The organism is uncultured Pigmentiphaga sp., from assembly GCF_937950555.1.
GTDB lineage: Bacteria > Pseudomonadota > Gammaproteobacteria > Burkholderiales > Burkholderiaceae_B > Pigmentiphaga.
Map to the genome: position 1 here is coordinate 1 of NZ_CALFCW010000007.1, position 16,076 is coordinate 16,076.

At 61.0% G+C, this 16,076-nt stretch carries 19 protein-coding genes and 1 pseudogene; 13 read left to right on the forward strand and 7 right to left on the reverse strand.

The features are described 5' to 3' along the window. The 3 genes and pseudogenes from Q0319_RS19330 to Q0319_RS00510 all read right to left on the reverse strand — a co-directional run. Nucleotides 1-101: pseudogene (locus tag Q0319_RS19330) on the reverse strand (integrase); the annotation flags it as partial. An 813-nt stretch (nt 102-914) separates the two neighbouring features. Next, nucleotides 915-1,103: a HigA family addiction module antitoxin gene (locus Q0319_RS00505; RefSeq protein ID WP_363322222.1), complete on the reverse strand. Its 189-nt coding sequence runs from the start codon at nt 1,101-1,103 to the stop codon at nt 915-917. Nucleotides 1,104-1,181: 78 nt separating this feature from the next. Next, nucleotides 1,182-2,366: an STY4528 family pathogenicity island replication protein gene (locus Q0319_RS00510; protein ID WP_299450160.1), complete on the reverse strand. Its 1,185-nt coding sequence runs from the start codon at nt 2,364-2,366 to the stop codon at nt 1,182-1,184. A 418-nt stretch (nt 2,367-2,784) separates the two neighbouring features. Between Q0319_RS00510 and Q0319_RS00515 the strand changes: the two genes are divergently transcribed. Further along, a complete protein-coding gene (locus Q0319_RS00515; RefSeq protein ID WP_296469398.1) occupies nt 2,785-3,255 on the forward strand; it encodes a YaiI/YqxD family protein in 471 nt (156 codons plus the stop codon). An 18-nt stretch (nt 3,256-3,273) separates the two neighbouring features. On the opposite strand, the gene Q0319_RS00520 is transcribed toward Q0319_RS00515, so the two are convergent. Then, nucleotides 3,274-4,281: a tripartite tricarboxylate transporter substrate binding protein gene (locus Q0319_RS00520; protein ID WP_296469388.1), complete on the reverse strand. Its 1,008-nt coding sequence runs from the start codon at nt 4,279-4,281 to the stop codon at nt 3,274-3,276. Nucleotides 4,282-4,381: 100 nt separating this feature from the next. Between Q0319_RS00520 and Q0319_RS00525 the strand changes: the two genes are divergently transcribed. The 6 genes from Q0319_RS00525 (at nt 4,382) to Q0319_RS00550 (ending at nt 8,365) form a co-directional block, all read left to right on the forward strand. After that, nucleotides 4,382-4,558: a hypothetical protein gene (locus Q0319_RS00525; protein ID WP_299450163.1), complete on the forward strand. Its 177-nt coding sequence runs from the start codon at nt 4,382-4,384 to the stop codon at nt 4,556-4,558. Then, nucleotides 4,497-5,255: a hypothetical protein gene (locus tag Q0319_RS00530; protein WP_299450165.1), complete on the forward strand. Its 759-nt coding sequence runs from the start codon at nt 4,497-4,499 to the stop codon at nt 5,253-5,255. Before Q0319_RS00525 ends, Q0319_RS00530 begins: the two co-directional genes overlap by 62 nt. Nucleotides 5,256-5,464: 209 nt before the next feature. After that, nucleotides 5,465-5,839 (forward strand): Rieske (2Fe-2S) protein, encoded by a 375-nt coding sequence (locus Q0319_RS00535; RefSeq protein WP_299450168.1) that lies wholly within the window; start codon nt 5,465-5,467, stop codon nt 5,837-5,839. Nucleotide 5,840: 1 nt separating this feature from the next. Further along, entirely contained in the window at nt 5,841-6,122 is a 282-nt protein-coding gene (locus tag Q0319_RS00540) for a hypothetical protein (protein ID WP_299450171.1), read from the forward strand. Nucleotides 6,123-6,132: 10 nt separating this feature from the next. Then, nucleotides 6,133-7,362, forward strand: coding sequence for an amidohydrolase family protein (locus Q0319_RS00545; protein ID WP_299450173.1), 1,230 nt, complete (start codon nt 6,133-6,135; stop codon nt 7,360-7,362). Between the two features lie 7 nt (nt 7,363-7,369). Then, nucleotides 7,370-8,365, forward strand: coding sequence for a LysR substrate-binding domain-containing protein (locus Q0319_RS00550; RefSeq protein ID WP_299450176.1), 996 nt, complete (start codon nt 7,370-7,372; stop codon nt 8,363-8,365). Nucleotides 8,366-8,372: 7 nt separating this feature from the next. Here Q0319_RS00550 and Q0319_RS00555 read toward each other — a convergent pair whose 3' ends face one another. Continuing rightward, nucleotides 8,373-8,984, reverse strand: coding sequence for an NAD(P)H-dependent oxidoreductase (locus Q0319_RS00555; protein WP_299450178.1), 612 nt, complete (start codon nt 8,982-8,984; stop codon nt 8,373-8,375). A gap of 103 nt (nt 8,985-9,087) precedes the next feature. Between Q0319_RS00555 and Q0319_RS00560 the strand changes: the two genes are divergently transcribed. The 5 genes from Q0319_RS00560 (at nt 9,088) to Q0319_RS00580 (ending at nt 14,585) form a co-directional block, all read left to right on the forward strand. Beyond that, complete coding sequence (locus Q0319_RS00560; RefSeq protein ID WP_363322223.1) at nt 9,088-9,717, forward strand: TetR/AcrR family transcriptional regulator; 630 nt, start codon at nt 9,088-9,090, stop codon at nt 9,715-9,717. Nucleotides 9,718-9,858: 141 nt separating this feature from the next. Continuing rightward, nucleotides 9,859-11,190, forward strand: coding sequence for an MFS transporter (locus tag Q0319_RS00565; RefSeq protein ID WP_299450181.1), 1,332 nt, complete (start codon nt 9,859-9,861; stop codon nt 11,188-11,190). Beyond that, nucleotides 11,187-12,128 (forward strand): aldo/keto reductase, encoded by a 942-nt coding sequence (locus tag Q0319_RS00570; protein ID WP_299450184.1) that lies wholly within the window; start codon nt 11,187-11,189, stop codon nt 12,126-12,128. Before Q0319_RS00565 ends, Q0319_RS00570 begins: the two co-directional genes overlap by 4 nt. Before the next feature lie 177 nt (nt 12,129-12,305). Beyond that, complete coding sequence (locus Q0319_RS00575; protein WP_299450187.1) at nt 12,306-13,757, forward strand: nodulation protein NfeD; 1,452 nt, start codon at nt 12,306-12,308, stop codon at nt 13,755-13,757. A 12-nt stretch (nt 13,758-13,769) separates the two neighbouring features. Beyond that, nucleotides 13,770-14,585 carry a slipin family protein gene (locus tag Q0319_RS00580; protein ID WP_299450190.1) on the forward strand — a complete coding sequence of 272 codons (816 nt, stop codon included), beginning with the start codon at nt 13,770-13,772 and terminating at the stop codon, nt 14,583-14,585. A gap of 46 nt (nt 14,586-14,631) precedes the next feature. Here Q0319_RS00580 and Q0319_RS00585 read toward each other — a convergent pair whose 3' ends face one another. Both Q0319_RS00585 and Q0319_RS00590 read right to left on the reverse strand, forming a co-directional pair. Continuing rightward, complete coding sequence (locus Q0319_RS00585; RefSeq protein ID WP_299450193.1) at nt 14,632-15,228, reverse strand: LysE family translocator; 597 nt, start codon at nt 15,226-15,228, stop codon at nt 14,632-14,634. Continuing rightward, nucleotides 15,225-15,548 carry a cupin domain-containing protein gene (locus Q0319_RS00590; protein WP_296469205.1) on the reverse strand — a complete coding sequence of 108 codons (324 nt, stop codon included), beginning with the start codon at nt 15,546-15,548 and terminating at the stop codon, nt 15,225-15,227. The genes Q0319_RS00585 and Q0319_RS00590 overlap by 4 nt, the downstream gene beginning before the upstream one ends. Before the next feature lie 92 nt (nt 15,549-15,640). On the opposite strand from Q0319_RS00590, the gene Q0319_RS00595 reads away from it, so the two are divergent. Next, nucleotides 15,641-16,076, forward strand: a 436-nt coding sequence (locus tag Q0319_RS00595; RefSeq protein ID WP_299450196.1) for an AraC family ligand binding domain-containing protein, incomplete at its 3' end; no start/stop codon positions are given.

Sequence of the window (16,076 nt, forward strand, 5' to 3'; positions counted from 1 at the left end):
GCGGCCAGGCTCAGCGAGCGCTGCCGGTCGGCCTGGGTGGCATGGCTGCCGTCGCGGTTGCGCAGGCAGAGTTGTCGCAGGGTATAGGCCAGGTCGTCCATCGGAGCGTCCCTCCATCGGTTGTCGGTTATTGGGGCTGAGATACAAGGGTCAGTGTTTGTGCCAACTCGCCAAGACGAGATCCCGTAGGGGCAAGGGCCAGGTGCTCAGTTCACCTGTGGCCTCGAATGAGGCATCCGCCGCGCTTCCTGCAGGAAGGCCAGGCGGAGGGGTTGCAAGGGACGACGACGCGATGTGCTGGGATGAATACCTCCTGTGGAGTGATGGAAAAAGGGCGCAGGCATGTCGTGCCAGGTCGGGACGACCGGCAATAAACGCCGTGCATGGCAAAGCGCCAACTGGCACTGGACAACCAAGATTGGCGGGACGAACCACACCGAAGATGAGGAAGGCTCTGCCCGTGGATAGGGCGGCACACCGAACGAGCCTGGGGTGTGCCTGGGATGGTTTCATCCGGTGAACCGGATCAGCGCTTGCAGGAACCTGCGCTATCGAGGCAACCGTGTGGGAACGGCATGGAAAGCATGGCGATGCTCCATGTGGCGCTTACTGCCCCGCGCCAAGGTTCCGGTGTTCATACCCACCGGCAGGTCATTGCAAGGCCAGTGTGCCGGGGCATCATCATGTGAGCAGCAATCAATGCGGTACCGCGCCAACCCGTATTGTTGCTGCAGTTCGCCGGGCCGTCACTGCGGCGGGCAGTGACGGCCCTATAACCGGAGCCAGGCACTGCAGCAAGCCTCTGTTACCAAGGGCTGGCGCACTCATCCACCACTTTCACTGTGTCTGCAGACGCTTGATCGGTGGATGTGGCCGCTGCCGAGCCTGCCATAGGTCATAGACGATCTGCTCATTCAGATACTGGCTCCCGCCAGTTCCAGCCGATAGGCCAGATCAGCGCTAATGGCGGCACGGCCATTCAACACAGTGGAGAGTTGGCCACGGGAGTAACCCAGGTGCTCGGCCAGGGCAGTGATGCTCAGGCCAATAGCGGGCAACACATCCTCGCGCAGGGACTCGCCAGGATGCGGTGGATTGTGCATGGACATGGCGTGGTACCTCCCCGTGATAGAGACCAACGACAGCGCGGTCTAGCCTAACATCCAGTGCAAGGTCATACCTTACGTTGCGCCAAGCAATCCTGGCACTCCTGCAATGGGCTTCCCCTTGGGCCGAGTGGGCAGCGCACCACTGCCCGCCATGCTCTCAATGATCTGTCCAACCGATTTTGCGGACGGCTGCAGAATTTGCCGAATCTGCGCCAAGGACTGTTCCACCACGTCACGAGAGGCCGGTTTGACGGCTGGGACATCAGACAATGCAGAGGCTGAAGGCGGCAAAACCTGCAATCCACTGGCTGCTGTTGCAGCCCCTTGCTGTGGAGCAGGTTTGCGTGCTGCCCACAGCTTGAACATCCCGTTCACCGCCTTCTTGATCAGCCCGTACAGGTAGGCAATGGCGTTATGCACACCACCCGAGGCGCAACGCGCGTCCCATTCCGCCAGTACAGCCTGGCGTTGTTCCAGCGCCAAGCCCCTGAGACGCGCCATGAGGATTTGCTGCTGATCCTGCGGCAGTTTCTGGAAGCGAATTGGCAAAGCTGACCCGGATACTTGCACTTCGGACTGTGACGGGTACGTATGTACTTCTTTTAATACTTCTTTTTCTACTGTACGTACTGTTGCAGTGGATGCGGGTGTGGACTTCGGAATGCCGTCCCTGGCTTCGACAGACCTGTTCGTGATGGGACCGCGACCATCGGCTGGCGTTGACCCACTTGGGCCACCTGGATCATGGTCATCGTCATTGCCCCGCAGCTGTTCGATGCACTTCCTCGCTGCTGCGGGCAACCGCTCCAAAGCATCAGGATGACGCATGGCCTCGTCGAGGATGGACCGAGCCAACTGGCGAATCGTCGCACTGCTATGGCTGAGTGCCCGTTCGAGCAACGGCAGATAATCGTCGTCTTCCAGGCAGGCTTCGGCGAAGGTCAGCGGTTGATTGCGCACGGCATAACGGCTGGCCATGGAGAAGCCGGTCATGGGATTGCGGCGGTATTCAACCAACGCAATCCACGTAGACAGCCGCAGGCAAAGTACAGCCCTGGACACGGTTTCAAGGGCCGCCTGCTTGCTGCCCGGTGCGCTGGGCAGGTATTTGCGTAGCGCATCGTAGCTGAGGACCACGGTGCCGTCGCTGCTGGCCAGCGCACGGAAAGTCAGCCAGGCATTGCGCTCCAGCGGCGTCAGCCGCTCATCCAGCAACAAGGCTTTCGGGGTGATGATGTCTGAAGGTTGATGTGACATGACAAGGCTCCTGTCGGTATCGGCCACATGGCCAAAGGAGCCGCCATCTCACCCCAGCATTACCGCTGCCGCCGCAAACAATCCGAACTGCGCGCTACCCGTATTGTTTGGGCTGGGGCAGGTCGAAGCATTCTTGGCGTTCTGCGACAGAAGGTAGGAAAATGGCCCAGCAGCGGTCAGTGGGCGTTGATGGCAAGACAAGAGGCGTCGGCCAGCGCACTTCATCAGCGTAGCCAGAGCACGATTCGTCCAAGCAGCGCCATGCAAGTCCATCAAGAGACACATATCGGCTTTGGGTCCAAGAATAGGTCCAAGCAGGTCAACGTCATCTTTAAATGCCATTTAAAATCAAAAAGATACGACTCAATCAACCCTTCTGCATCGGAAAATGACGCAACGGCCGGCGTCTTCCCCGTCCTTGCGCATCTGGGTCGACGCCGATGCGTGTCCCGCCGTGGTCAAAGACATCTTGTTCCGGGCGGCCGAGCGCTGCGAAGTGCCCGTCACGCTGGTTGCCAACCAGATGCTGCGCACGCCTCCGTCACGTTGGGTGAATGCCGTGCAGGTGCCGCGCGGCTTCGACGTGGCCGACGCCCACATCGCCGCCCGGGCCCGGCCGGGCGACCTCGTCATTACCGGCGACATCCCGCTTGCCGCCGAGGTGCTCAAGAAAGGCGCGTCGGTCCTCAATCCGCGCGGCGAACGCTACACCGACGCGACCATCGGCGAGCGCCTCGCCATGCGCGACATGCTGGAAGAGCTGCGCTCCGGCGGTATCGTCACGGGCGGGCCGGCGGCATTCAGCCAGGCGGACCGCCGTGCCTTTGCCAACGCGTTGGACGCGTTCCTGCGAACGGCATTGCGGACGACACCGCGCAGCCCTGGCTGAACGCCCGGAAGCTGTCGCTCAATCAACCTTGATGTTCATTTTTCGCACCAACGGAGGCCATGCCTCGATCTCCCTCGCGACAAACCGCGTGACCTGCTCCACGGTCATGGGTTCAGGCTCCACATCCAATCGACCGAGGGCTTGCTTGAGCGAGGGACTCTCCAATACTGCGTTGATCGCGGCGTTGAGCTTGGAAACGATGGCAGGCGGCGTCCCGGCGGGGGCAAAGAATCCCCAAGTGGTGCCATATGACAGCTCGGGCAAATCGAATCCTTGCTCTGCGAAAGTGGGGATATCCGGGTAAATCGGCGAGCGCTTGTCCCCGGTGATCCCGATCGGCCTGACCTTTCCGGACTCGAGGAACGGCCGTGCCGATCCCGTACCCGTAGTCATCATGAAATCGAGTCTCCCCGCGGCCAGGTCGACGAGGGCGGGTCCCGTGCCTTTGTACGGAATGTGCGTGAACTGCGTCCCCGACTTCATCATCAGCAGTTCCGGGCCTATGTGGGTCGGAAGCTGTCCTGCACCGCCGGCCGATCCGAAGTCGAGCTTGCCGGGGTTCTGACGGGCTGCCTGGACCAGGTCCCCGATGTTCTTATACGGCCGGTCGGATGATACGAACAAGAAGATCGCGCCTTTTGCCGCAAAGGCAATCGGCAGGAAATCCTTCTTTACGTCGTACGACAAGGTCTTGAGCACCGCGGGCTGAATGCCGAAAGTCGCGCCTATCTCGTGAAATAGCAGGGTATAGCCGTCGGGCGCGGCCTTGGCCACGTGCGCGGGGGCGATCGTGCCGAAAGCGCCCAACTTGTTTTCGATAACGAAGGGTTTCTTGAGTTTTTCACCCAGTGCTTTACTGATCTCCCTCGCGATCATATCGGTCGGGCCGCCGGTGGCAAACGGGACAATGACCTGCACCGGTCTCGATGGATAGTCAGCTGCAGCACCGTCATCGGCCGCCGCAAATACGCCATTCCACCACGCGGCCACCACGAGCGCGGATAGCCATTTGCAAGTTTTCTTCATGCGCCGTCTCCTTACGAGTTTTTCTTCTGGGGAACCAAGGATACGGAAGCGCGAGACGACCCACCACGAGAAGAATTAATAGCGGTATGAACGAGAGAGCATGAAGAAATCGCACACCCTCATGAAAATTCGTCAGGCATACACCGCGCACGAGTTTGTTAGGCTGAAAAAAACAACCATGAACGACTATGCCAAGAAGTCCAGCAACGATTTCTGTGTCCGTCCTGACCATTTTGTTGGTCGCTGCGTTGCTCTCGACACCCAGCGCAACAATTGACGGCACATCTTCCCTGTATCGCCTGACGGCTGTCCTTATTTTCGCGCCGACGGCTGTCGGATACGCCGTTTATTTCCTGCGGGGCGCGCAGACGACTCAACTCGAATTTCGAGCTATAGGCCGATATTCCGCTTGGTTGGTGCTGGGCATCTCCGTCCTGATTATCTTGAATCAAATTGGGCTGGTGGGAGAAATTGACCCCGGGGCCCACCCACTCCATGAAAAGCTCATTGAATTATGTATTGCCTTGTTCGCCTGGGCATGCATCCTCGCCTTTAGCTTCAAGCGCGCGAAAGCGCTTGATTTCGGCGGAGACGGCGTCCTTGCGGCCATTTACTGCGTCGTGATCAGTATCCATAACGTCCCGGAAGGACTTGCCCTGGGATCGGTATTGGCCGCACATGACTCTCCCGGGGTCACGGGATCGCCACATATAGGGCTGCTCGCCGCCTTGACCCTGCAAAACGTGGTCGACGCCATTATTGCCGGCGCGGTGGTCTTGACCAAACGCATCTCCCTCTTGGTCAAGACCCTCTATCTGCTGGTCCTGCCTGTCGTCGAATGCATATGCGCGATGCTCGCGCTGGGCCGGCCGACGGGATTGGAGCCTATGTCCGGAGGTGCCCTGACGTTTGCTGCCGCGGGAATGTTCGTCGTTGCCGTTGCAGAAATCATTACACGCCACCGGGCGGATTGACCGAGTTATGAAACACCATGGCATTGAAAAGCCGCACCCCGGATGGATAGGAACGACTTGCCTCGACCAACCGGCGCGCACGGAGCGGATTGAGGAGAAACGGCACGGCAGGATATTTACTGTTCGCAAAACCTAAATCTATTTATGCAGAACTGAGCGGTGCTTCAAAGCCCCGTTCAAGCTTGAATAAGACCGTCTTGGAGATATGTATGGGACAACACTATATCTGCCGCAGCGATGAGCTGAGAGAGGGGGAACGGCGCATCGTCGAAGTAGGCGGAAGAACATATGGAATTTTTCGGATCGATGGCCAGCTTCGTGCATACCTGAACGAATGCCCTCACCAGGGCGGCCCGGTATGCGAAGGGCTGCTCATTCATAAAGTGGTCGAAGTATTGGATGACCAGCGCCGCCATATCGCCGATACCTTCGACACCAACTCCCTGAATATCGTTTGTGCTTACCACGGGTGGGAGTTCGACATCCGAACCGGTTTATCCTCGGATGACGGGCTGTTCCGGCTGCGCAGAATCAAAGCGTTTGAAGAGGACGGAAAAATCTATTTTTCTCCGCTGGAGAAATGACATGAACCCGACAAACATCAGCACTCATGACCAGCTGGACGCGCCGCCGCTCGAGCCCGTGTCAATAGATCGCCGGTTGGACGAAATTTCGACCGAACTGAGCGCGCTCATCCATGATTATTTCGCCATGGTCGAACGTTATGAGCGCATCGTTCCCATCCGCCTTCATGAAAACACGCCGCCCACGGAGGTCCTTGCTTTCGTATCGGGTTTATTACGTGGATCCAATATCGAATTGTTCGAGCTGGGAATGTGGCAAACGTGGTCTGGTTTAAAGCGTTAAAGGACTAAGCATGAAAATATTTTCGAGCGCTCCTGAGTTCGACCTGGAGAATCCAGATTTCAACACGTCGCGCCACCTCGCAAATGCCAGGATGCAGGCGGAAAGGCGTGGGCTAGACAAGGTGCTAGTGGTGGACGTCGACGCCCACCACTATGAAACCGACAATCTCCTGCCGATCATCGACTTCATCGAAGATCCCGTACTGCGGCAGAGCGCCCTCAACATGTACCAGTACAAGGGCGCCGCGTCGGTCATCTACGACCAGCCAGGCATGCAAGACGTCGGTGGCCGCATCCACCGCTACCAGTACCGGAAACACGAAAATGTCGATGGGCTCGTCGGTACCGAGCGAGACATCGGCCAGGCAATGCGGTGGATGGATGCTTTGGCCGTAGACTATGCCTGCCTGTTTCCCACGCCCATGCTCTTCCTTGGCCTCCATCCCCAAGTCGACATCGAGGTCAATATGGCAAAGGCCTACAACCGCTGGATGGTTGAGGAGGTCTTGCCCCGGACGGACCGGCTCAAGAGCATGCTTTACCTGCCTTTCAACGACCCGCAGGCGACCTACGAAATGGTTAAGAAATATGCGGGCAAGAAAGGGGTTATCGGCTTCATGGTAGTTTCCACCCGCTATAAGCCAATACACCACAACGACTACGTCAAGACGTATGCGTTGCTCGAAGAGGCCGGCCTCCCGATCGCGTTCCACGCGTCCTACCACTGGAACGACCAACTCATCAGCCAGGCCAACAAATTCATCACGGCGCATGCGCTTGGGTTTACGTTCTTCAATGCCTTACACTGTGCCAATTGGGTCACCAACGCAATGCCCGAAAAATTTCCCCGGCTCAAGGTGATTTGGGTCGAGTCGGGGCTTTCTTGGATTCCGTGGCTCATGCAGCGTTTGGACCACGATTATCGGATGCGATCCTCCGAGTGCCCAGGCTTAAAGCAGCTACCCAGCGATTACATGCGGCAAATGTATTACACCACCCAGCCAATGGAAGCCGTCAATAACCGCGAAGCACTCGAGCTCACTTTCAAGATGATCAATGCCGAAACGCAGTTGATGTATTCCTCGGATTACCCCCATTGGGACATGGACTTGCCCACGGTAATTTGGGACCTGCCGTTCCTGAGTGAGCAGGCGAAGCGCCGGATCCTGGGGCTCAACGCCGTAGAAGTTTTCAACCTTGACGTATCTGATCGCTATCCGGATTTGACAGCCCCAAGGTGATGTCATTATGGTGGCACCGCTTTTGGGAGGAAGCATGGAGGGAAATCAAAACGTGGAGAGGATCCAGGCCCTTTCGGACGTGCTCGAAGCGTATGAACACGGCGAAAGCCTATTCCCCCCCACGCCCCCCGTGGCGGCGCTCAGGGCCTTCGAGGCAGTTGCAAGAAGGCGCAGCTTTACTCGAGCAGCCATCGAATTATCCCAGACCCAGACGGCCATTAGCCACCAAGTACGAAAACTCGAATCGCTTCTGGGCGTCAGTCTGTTCGTTCGCAGTCTGTCCGGAATAGAGCTCACGGAGGAAGGAGCCCAGCTCCTTCCCGCCGTTCAAGATAGCTTGGGAATGCTGACCCAAGCCATCAAGAGAATCAAGGATCGACAGCACAGCGAAGAGCTTTCCGTCGTCACCTTGGCGGCCTTTGGAGTCAAGTGCCTGCTCCCACATTTGGCGGATTTCAGGGAACGCTTTCCTTACGTCCGCCTTCGAATCAAGACCGTCATCAGCTTTTCCGCCTCCCATAACTATTTACACGATATAGCCTTCCGGTATGGGACGGGTAACTGGAACAATGTGACGGCCGTCCGTGTGACGGAAGAAACGCTCACCCCAGTCTGCAGCCCAAAGTTTCTCGCCGCATACCCCATAGAATCCGTACACGATTTCTTTGAGCAGGTTCCCCTGATACTTACCGAATCGTCGGCTTTTTCCAATGGGTGGGATGCGTGGTTTGCGGCCAACCAGATCCGCCCGCCGGCCACCGGCAATGTGATCATCTGCGACAACATGCTTTCTGCCATCCAGGCAGCGATCGATGGCTTGGGCGTGACCTTGGGCCGACGCCCGCTCATTACCGCAGATCTGGCGGCAAACAACCTCGTCGCACCTTTTGCCAATGAGATCCGGGGGGACTCTGCTTATTACATGACGATCGCCAAAGGTAGCGAAGACCGGCGATTGATCCGTGAATTCATGGATTGGTTTTGCAGCCTGGGTATCTGCTAGGAGGCATTTACGCCGCCCGTTTGCGCAAATGATGCGCAACTATGCGCGGGCCCATTGCCCGCGCGGCCTCGAAAAGGTCGGATACGTCCTTTCCGTTGGTTCCTGCCAGCAGCTCGGACGACACCACCGGCGCGCCGCAGTAGTCGAAAATGCCATGATCGATTTGGGTCTTCATCGCGCCGAAATAACCGTGCCTCGCATAGGTGCGCAGGTCTGCGCCCCCGATTGCCGCCAGATGAACGGGAAGGTGCCGCAACTTTTTCTCCAACCTACCGCCAGCGCCCTCTTCATAGGCCCAGCCACTGGTGAATACGCGATCTATCCACCCCTTGAGCAAACCCGGCATCGACCACCAGTAGACAGGGTATGCCAGTACCAGGGCGTCGGCGCGGCCTAGCCGCTCGTGCTCGACGACAACGTCAGGCGGAAGGGAGGCTTCGCGCCGGTATGCGGCGAGGTCGGCGGCCGTGAATCGCGGGTCGAAGCCCTCGGCCGCAAGATCTGCCATTTCGACGGAGGTTTCCGGACTTGCCTGGACAATGCCCGCGGCGATCTCCGCCGCGATGGCATGGGTGAGGGACTTGGGATCAGGATGGGAAACGACGATTAATACATGCATGGGATGCTCCTGCCGCACGCTGCATCACAGCGACCTACCTTTGGTAACTTACTAATAGTAGGTTACCGTTGGTATATTAGCGGTGTCAACCCAATTGGAGTTCGTGGCGATGACACAAACCCGCCGCCGTCTCTCCCGCGAAGAGCGCTATCGTCAGCTCGTGGAGACCGCTTGGCAGCTGATCGGCGAAGAAGGCACGGAGGCACTGACCTTGGGTCGATTGGCGGAACGGTCGGGCGTGACCAAGCCCGTCGTCTACGATCATTTCGAGACACGGCTGGGCTTGCTTGCGGCGCTATATAAGGATTACGACGCAAGGCAGAATGCGCTCATGGACCAGGCGCTCCGCACGTGCGCACCCACTTTGGCTGAGGTGAGCCGCGTGATAGCGTCGTCCTATGTAAGGTGCGTGATGCGCCAGGGCCGCGAAATTCCCGGCATCATCGCGGCGTTGGCGGGCTCCCCCCAGCTTGAGGAGATCAAGCGGGAATACGAATCCGCGTTCATCGAGAAATGCCGCTGCGTACTTTCACCCTATGCGCCGGGTCACAAGATCTCGACCGCGAGTTTGTGGGGGATGCTCGGAGCAGCCAACGGCCTGTCCTATGCCGCGGCCCAAGGAGAGATATCGACCGCCCAGGCAGAAGATGAATTACGCACACTCATCGTCGCGATGGTCGAGCGGGGGAGAAAACCCGCCTCCGGCAAGGACCGCGGCGAGAAAGGCGGCTGAGAGTCTGCCTGTCGCGCTCGCCATTCTGTGCTGTCCTGCTACGCCGGGCCAACCCCTGCCGCCTCAGGCCGGGACCCGCTATGCTTATCGCCCGGGGCGCGCCCAGTGCGTGGCAGCGCCGCTGTGCCCACGGAGCACCGCATGAAGCTCGAGCTCTCGCGCCTGTTCAACGTTCGCCGCGAGGAGATTCTTCCCGTCTCGCTCGCGGTGGGCTTTTTCTTCTGCGTGCTGACGGCCCTGATGATGCTGCGGCCGGCACGCGAGGCGCTCGGCATGCGTGGTGGCCTGGACGCCGTCCGGTGGTTGTTCGTCGGCACCGCGCTCGCGACGCTGGCAGTCAATCCTCTTTTCGGATGGTTGGTCAGCCGATTCCGGCGCACACAGTTCATCGCAACGACGTTTTGCTTCTTCGCCGCCAGCCTCGGGGCTTTTTACCTCCTGCTCGTCGCAGCGCCCGAAGCAGTCGGGACGGCGAGCGGGCAGGTGTTCTACGTGTGGTTCAGCGTCTTCAACTTATTTTCGACCATGGTCTTTTGGGCGCTGATGGCGGACCGTTTCACGCTTGAACAGGGCAAGCGATGCTTCGGCCTCATTTCCGTGGGCGGCACGTTGGGCGCCATCTTTGGTCCGTGGCTAGCGTCCCTGCTGGCCAAGCCCTTGGGAACGCCGTCTTTGCTGCTGATATCGGCGGGGTTTTTGCTGCTGGCACTGGCCCTCGGACTCGGCATTGCGCGCCGCCGCCCGGAAAACGCAAAGCGGGAAACCCCAGGCGCTGCCCCCGAACGCATCGGCGGCAGCGCTTGGGAAGGCATCAAGGCCTTGTTCCGGTCGCGCTACCTAGCCGGCATTGCCCTATACGTGATCATCCTGGCGGTCATGGCGACGTTCCTGTATTTCACCCGGTTGCAGATGGTGGCAGCGGCGGGTAGCGAGCTGGACGTGCGCACGGCGCTGTTTGCACGCATCGACATGCTGACGCAGGTCGCCACGCTGGTAATCCAGCTCGCCGTCGCCGGCCAGTTGATGAAACGCCTGGGCGTGGCACTCACGCTGGCGCTTCTTCCGTTGACCGCGGCGCTGGGTTTCGTGGGGTTGGCGATCGTCGGCTCATTGGCGGCGCTGGTTGCATTCGAGGCGAGCTTTCGCGCCGTACAACGCGCCATCATGCGCCCCGCGCGCGAAACGCTGTTCACGGTGCTCAACCGGGAAGACAAGTACAAAGCCAAGGCTTTCATCGATACTTTCATCTACCGGTTCGGCGACGTGGCCGGCGCCCAGGTGGAGGGCATGCTCGGCAGGCTGGGCATGGGGCTCTACGCCGTGGCGGGGGCAGCCCTTCCGCTGGCCATCGTTTGGATGGGGCTGGCGCTTTGGCTGGGTCGCACGCAGCAACGTCTGGCCGGAGAACCTTCGGCGTCGACATCGACGTCGCCGCACGCCTTCAACATTCTGCAAGAGGGGAGCGAATCATGATTTCCCGCCGCGATACCTTGAAACTGGGCATGGCCGCGGGCGCGGCCGCGGCGCTCGCGCCCACCGCACTGTCCCGCGCTGCACCGGCACCCGAGCCGATCATCACGCGCCCCATCCCCAAGTCGGGAGAACGCTTGCCCGTGGTGGGGCTGGGCAGTTCAGCCACGTTCTCCGCGGTTGCCGGGAGCGAGGATTGGCAACGGCTGCGAAACGTTTTCATGTCGATGTTGGAGCATGGCGGCACCGTGTTCGATACGGCCCCGGCCTATGGCGCATCGGAAGAGGTAGCCGGACAAATCGTGCGCGAATCGGGGCTGGCCGACAAACTTTTCTGGGCGACCAAACTGAACGTCGCCCAAGGCGGCAGTGCCGACCCGGCGCGCGCCCGCGCCCAGGTGGAAACCTCTTTCCAGCGCGTGGGCAAGCAGGTGATCGACTTGATCCAGGTTCACAACATGGGCGACGTCGAGATGCAGTTCAGCATACTCAAGGAACTGCGCGAACAGCGGCGAATCCGCTATGCCGGCGTGACCACGACTTTTCCGCGCCAGTACGAATTGCTGGAGCAGACCATGCGCGCCGAGCCGCTCGACTTCATCGGCGTGGACTACGCCATCGACAACCGCGTGATGGAGGAGCGCATCCTGCCACTGGCGGCCGACCGGGGCATCGCCGTACTGGCCTACGCGCCGTTTGGCCGGACCCGATTGTGGGAGAAGGTGCGCGGCCGGGAGGTCCCGTCCTGGGCCGCCGAACTTGGCATTCGCACTTGGGCGCAGTATTTCCTGAAGTTCGTCATTTCCCATCCTGCCATCACCTGTGCCACGCCAGCCACCAGCCGCCCCGCCAACGTCGTCGATAACATGAGCGCCGCCCGGGGGCCGCTTCCGGACCGCGCGATGCGCGAACGCATGGCCAAGCACATCGAAACCCTGTAAGCAGCGGGGGCTGGGTGCCGGTTCAACCCCTCGCCCGACTGCGCAGTCGGCGGCCAGGAATGCAGCTTGCTGGAGCAGGCAGGATTGCCATCCGTGCAGTACCGGCCTATGCTCGAACTCCCCCCGCATCTATGTGCTTGCCGCCGCGCCGGCACATCGCAAGGCCAAGGAGACGTCATGCGAGCGCAGGATTCTCCCCACCGTGCGTCGCCCCGAGCGCCCCTTCTCCAATGGTGGGCGAAACGGTTGCTGCTGGTGTTCGTACTGCTCTGGCCGGGAGCCATTGCCGTCGCCGCAGCCCCAGACACCACCGCGCCGGGAACCGTCGTCCTGCTGGACGTCCAAGGCGCCATCGGGCCCGCCACCACCGGCTACCTGCAGCACGGCTTCGAGAGGGCCCGGCAGGAAAACGCACGCGCCATCGTGCTGCGCATCGATACCCCGGGCGGACTGGCCACTTCGATGCGAGACATCATCCGTTTGATGCTGGCCTCGCCCATTCCGATCATTGCCTATGTGGCTCCCAGCGGGGCCCAGGCAGCCAGCGCAGGGACGTACCTGCTGTATGCCAGCCACCTGGCGGCCATGGCCCCCGGGACCAACACGGGTGCCGCCACGCCAGTCAACATGGGTGGCTCCGGAGAGGGCGCCCCGGCGGGCGACCCGAAAGCGCGCAGGGAGCGGAACAAACCCCAGGGCGACGCCAAAGAGCCGCCCGAGCAGGCGCCCGAGGCCAATGCCATGACCCGCAAGGCCGTCAATGACGCGGTGGCGTTCATACGCAGCCTCGCCGACATGCATGGCCGGAATGCCGATTGGGCCGAAGACGCGGTGCGCAACGCAGCAAGCATCCCGGACCGCGAGGCACTCGAACGCAAGGTCATCGAAGTCGTGGCGAGCGATCTGGACGATCTGCTGGCGCAGGCGGACGGGCGCAGCGTCAAGCTCCAAGGCAAAGACGTGCGATTGGAAACCCGCGGTGCGACGATCGTATCGGTCGAAGCAGATTGGCGCACGCGCTTCCTCGCCATCATCACCAATCCCAACATCGCCTATATCCTGATGCTGCTTGGCATCTACGGCATCATCTTCGAACTGATGAGCCCCGGCGCCATTTTCCCCGGCGTGCTGGGGGCCGTGGCGTTGGTGGTCGGGCTATTCGCCCTCAACCTGCTTCCCATCAATTATGCGGGCATCGGCCTCGTGCTGCTCGGCATCGGACTCATGGCGGCCGAGGCACTCACGCCCTCTGTCGGCCTGCTCGGCATAGGCGGCGTCGCCGTCTTCGCGTTGGGTTCACTGTTCATGTTCGACGGCGACATTCCGGGCTTCCAACTATCGCTGCCCGTAGTCGCCGCCGCGGCAGCAGCAAGCGGCATATTGTTGGCCGTGGTCCTGGCGTCGGTCGTGCGCGCACACCGAAGACAGGTCGTGACCGGCGCCGATCGCTTGATCGGAGCGCGGGGCATCGTGTTGACGTGGTCGCAGTCCGGCGGACAGGTCCGCATCCATGGCGAGCGCTGGCGCGCCCGCAGCGATGAGCCTCTGGCGCCCGGATCGCCCATACAGGTTACCGGCAGAGACGGCCTGACGCTGATCGTCAGGGCGGCGCCGCCCGACGCACACTAAGGAGCACGTACCATGGTCATTGCCCTCGTTCCCTACCTGATCCTCGTCCTCCTCGTCGTCATGGTCCTGTTGTCGATGATCAGGATCTTGCGCGAGTACGAACGCGGCGTCGTCTTCACCCTTGGACGATTCAGCGGCGTCAAAGGCCCCGGCTTGATCATCCTGATCCCGTTCGTCCAACAAATGGTGAGGGTGGACTTGCGTACGGTCGTGCTCGACGTTCCGAGCCAGGACATCATTTCGCGCGACAACGTGTCGGTAAAAGTGAACGCAGTGGTGTACTTTCGCGTCGTCGACCCCGACAAGGCCGTGATCCAGGTCGAGCGATACATGGAAGCCACCAGCCAGCTGGCCCAAACCACGCTACGGTCCGTCCTCGGCAAACACGAGCTCGACGAAATGCTCGCCGAACGAGACAAGCTCAATGCGGACCTGCAGGAAATATTGGACCGCCAGACCGAAGATTGGGGCATCAAGGTCAACAACGTTGAAATCAAACACGTCGATATCGACGAAAGCATGGTGCGGGCCATTGCGCGCCAGGCCGAAGCCGAGCGCAACCGCCGGGCGCGGATCATCAATGCCGAAGGCGAGCAGCAGGCAGCGCAGCGCCTCGTCGAGGCCGCCCAGACGCTGGCCGCGGCCCCCGAGGCCATGCAGTTGCGGTTTCTTTCGACGCTCTACGACATCAGCAACGACAGGTCGTCCACCATTGTTTTCCCCGTCCCCATCGATTTGCTCCGCAATATCTTCGATGCGCGCGCTGGCCGGCCTGGCCCCGCACCGGGTGCGGCGCCGCAGAACGTAACCAACCCCGACGCGGCCTGAGCGCCGGCGTGAGGGTGCAGCGCCCAGACACCTTGCCCCGGGCGAATCAACCGCCGATGAACAAGAGCGCGGACGAGGCCGTGGCGATCGCCATGGCGCGGTGTAGCCATGTCAAGCGCCGCCCGCCTTCCAGCAGGGTCTTCAAGAAGCCGCCGCAGGCGGCCCACAGGGCAATGGAAGGCAGCGCGCAGGCGAGGAAGACGACCGTCACGACCAGCAATCGCAAGAAATAATCGTCTTCCGCGACGGCATACATGGACACCCCGGACATGGTCATCATCCACGCCTTGGGATTGGCAAACTGAAACCCCATGCCATACCAGAATCCCAACGGCGCCCGGCTGCGGCCGTCGCTCAGTCCAGCGCTGCGCCACAAGCGCCACGCCAAATAGAACACATAGGCCACACCTAGGGCCCTCAGCCAGGCGACTCCATGCGGAAGGCTGGCGATCACCGCGCCCACGCCTGCGCCGCACAACATGAACAAGGCGGCAATGCCGGCCAGCGTACCGGCCATCAGGGGGATGGTGCGGACGAATCCATGCGCCAGGCCCGACGCGGTCATCAACACGTTGTTCGGCCCCGGCGTCGCAGCCATCGCGAACGAAAACAACACTAGGGACACGAACCATGCGGCCGTCATGTCGACTCGGTGCCGAAAAATATGACCCAGGCGGCGAAATCTTCCGTGAAATACTCGAAGCGGTGCGGCGTGCGGGCCGGCACGAAAAGCACGTCCCCCGCCTGGAACGGATGAAGAAGGCCGGCATTGAAGAACCGGCCTCGCCCCGCGATGACGACGTAGAGTTCGTCGCGCTCGTGCGGCGTTTGCAAGTCTTCCCCGCGGGGAACGTATAGTTCCAGCGACACGCAACCGTGTCGCCACAACTCCGCGAAGCGCTCTCCCCTGGCCTCCAGCACCGAACGCGCATGGGTCAGCGGCAACCAAGTTTGGGGTTCCATTATCCTTTTCCCGCCAACGGTCACGGCCGGAGAGCCTCCGCATCGCGTCCGGCACTCCCCCGGTTGACCGGCAGTCCGTTATCGTTAAGGGCATGGACATACTGGACCGCAACGCACCGCCGCGTCTTGAAGGTTTGTGCGGGTCAGCGACAACCGCCGGCCCCGCCCCGGCGCGCCTGCATTATGGGCAGGGCGGCCCGGGCATCGAACGCCTGGCGGCGGATTTCACCGGCCCAGCCTTTGCCCCTCATCGCCACGACACCTACGCCATCGGCGTCACGCTGCGGGGCGTCCAGACCTTCCGCTATCGCGGCGAACAGCGGTACTGCCTGGTCGGGGAAGGGCACGTCCTGCATCCCGATGAACTGCATGACGGCGCGGGAGGTACCGAAGAGGGTTTCGGATACCGCATTCTTTACATCGATCCGGCGCTGGTCCAGGAAGCCCTGGGAGGGCGGGCCCTGCCCTTCGTCGCCAACCCGGTCATCGACCGGAAATGGATGCGCCCCCTCTTCGAACAAGGATTGC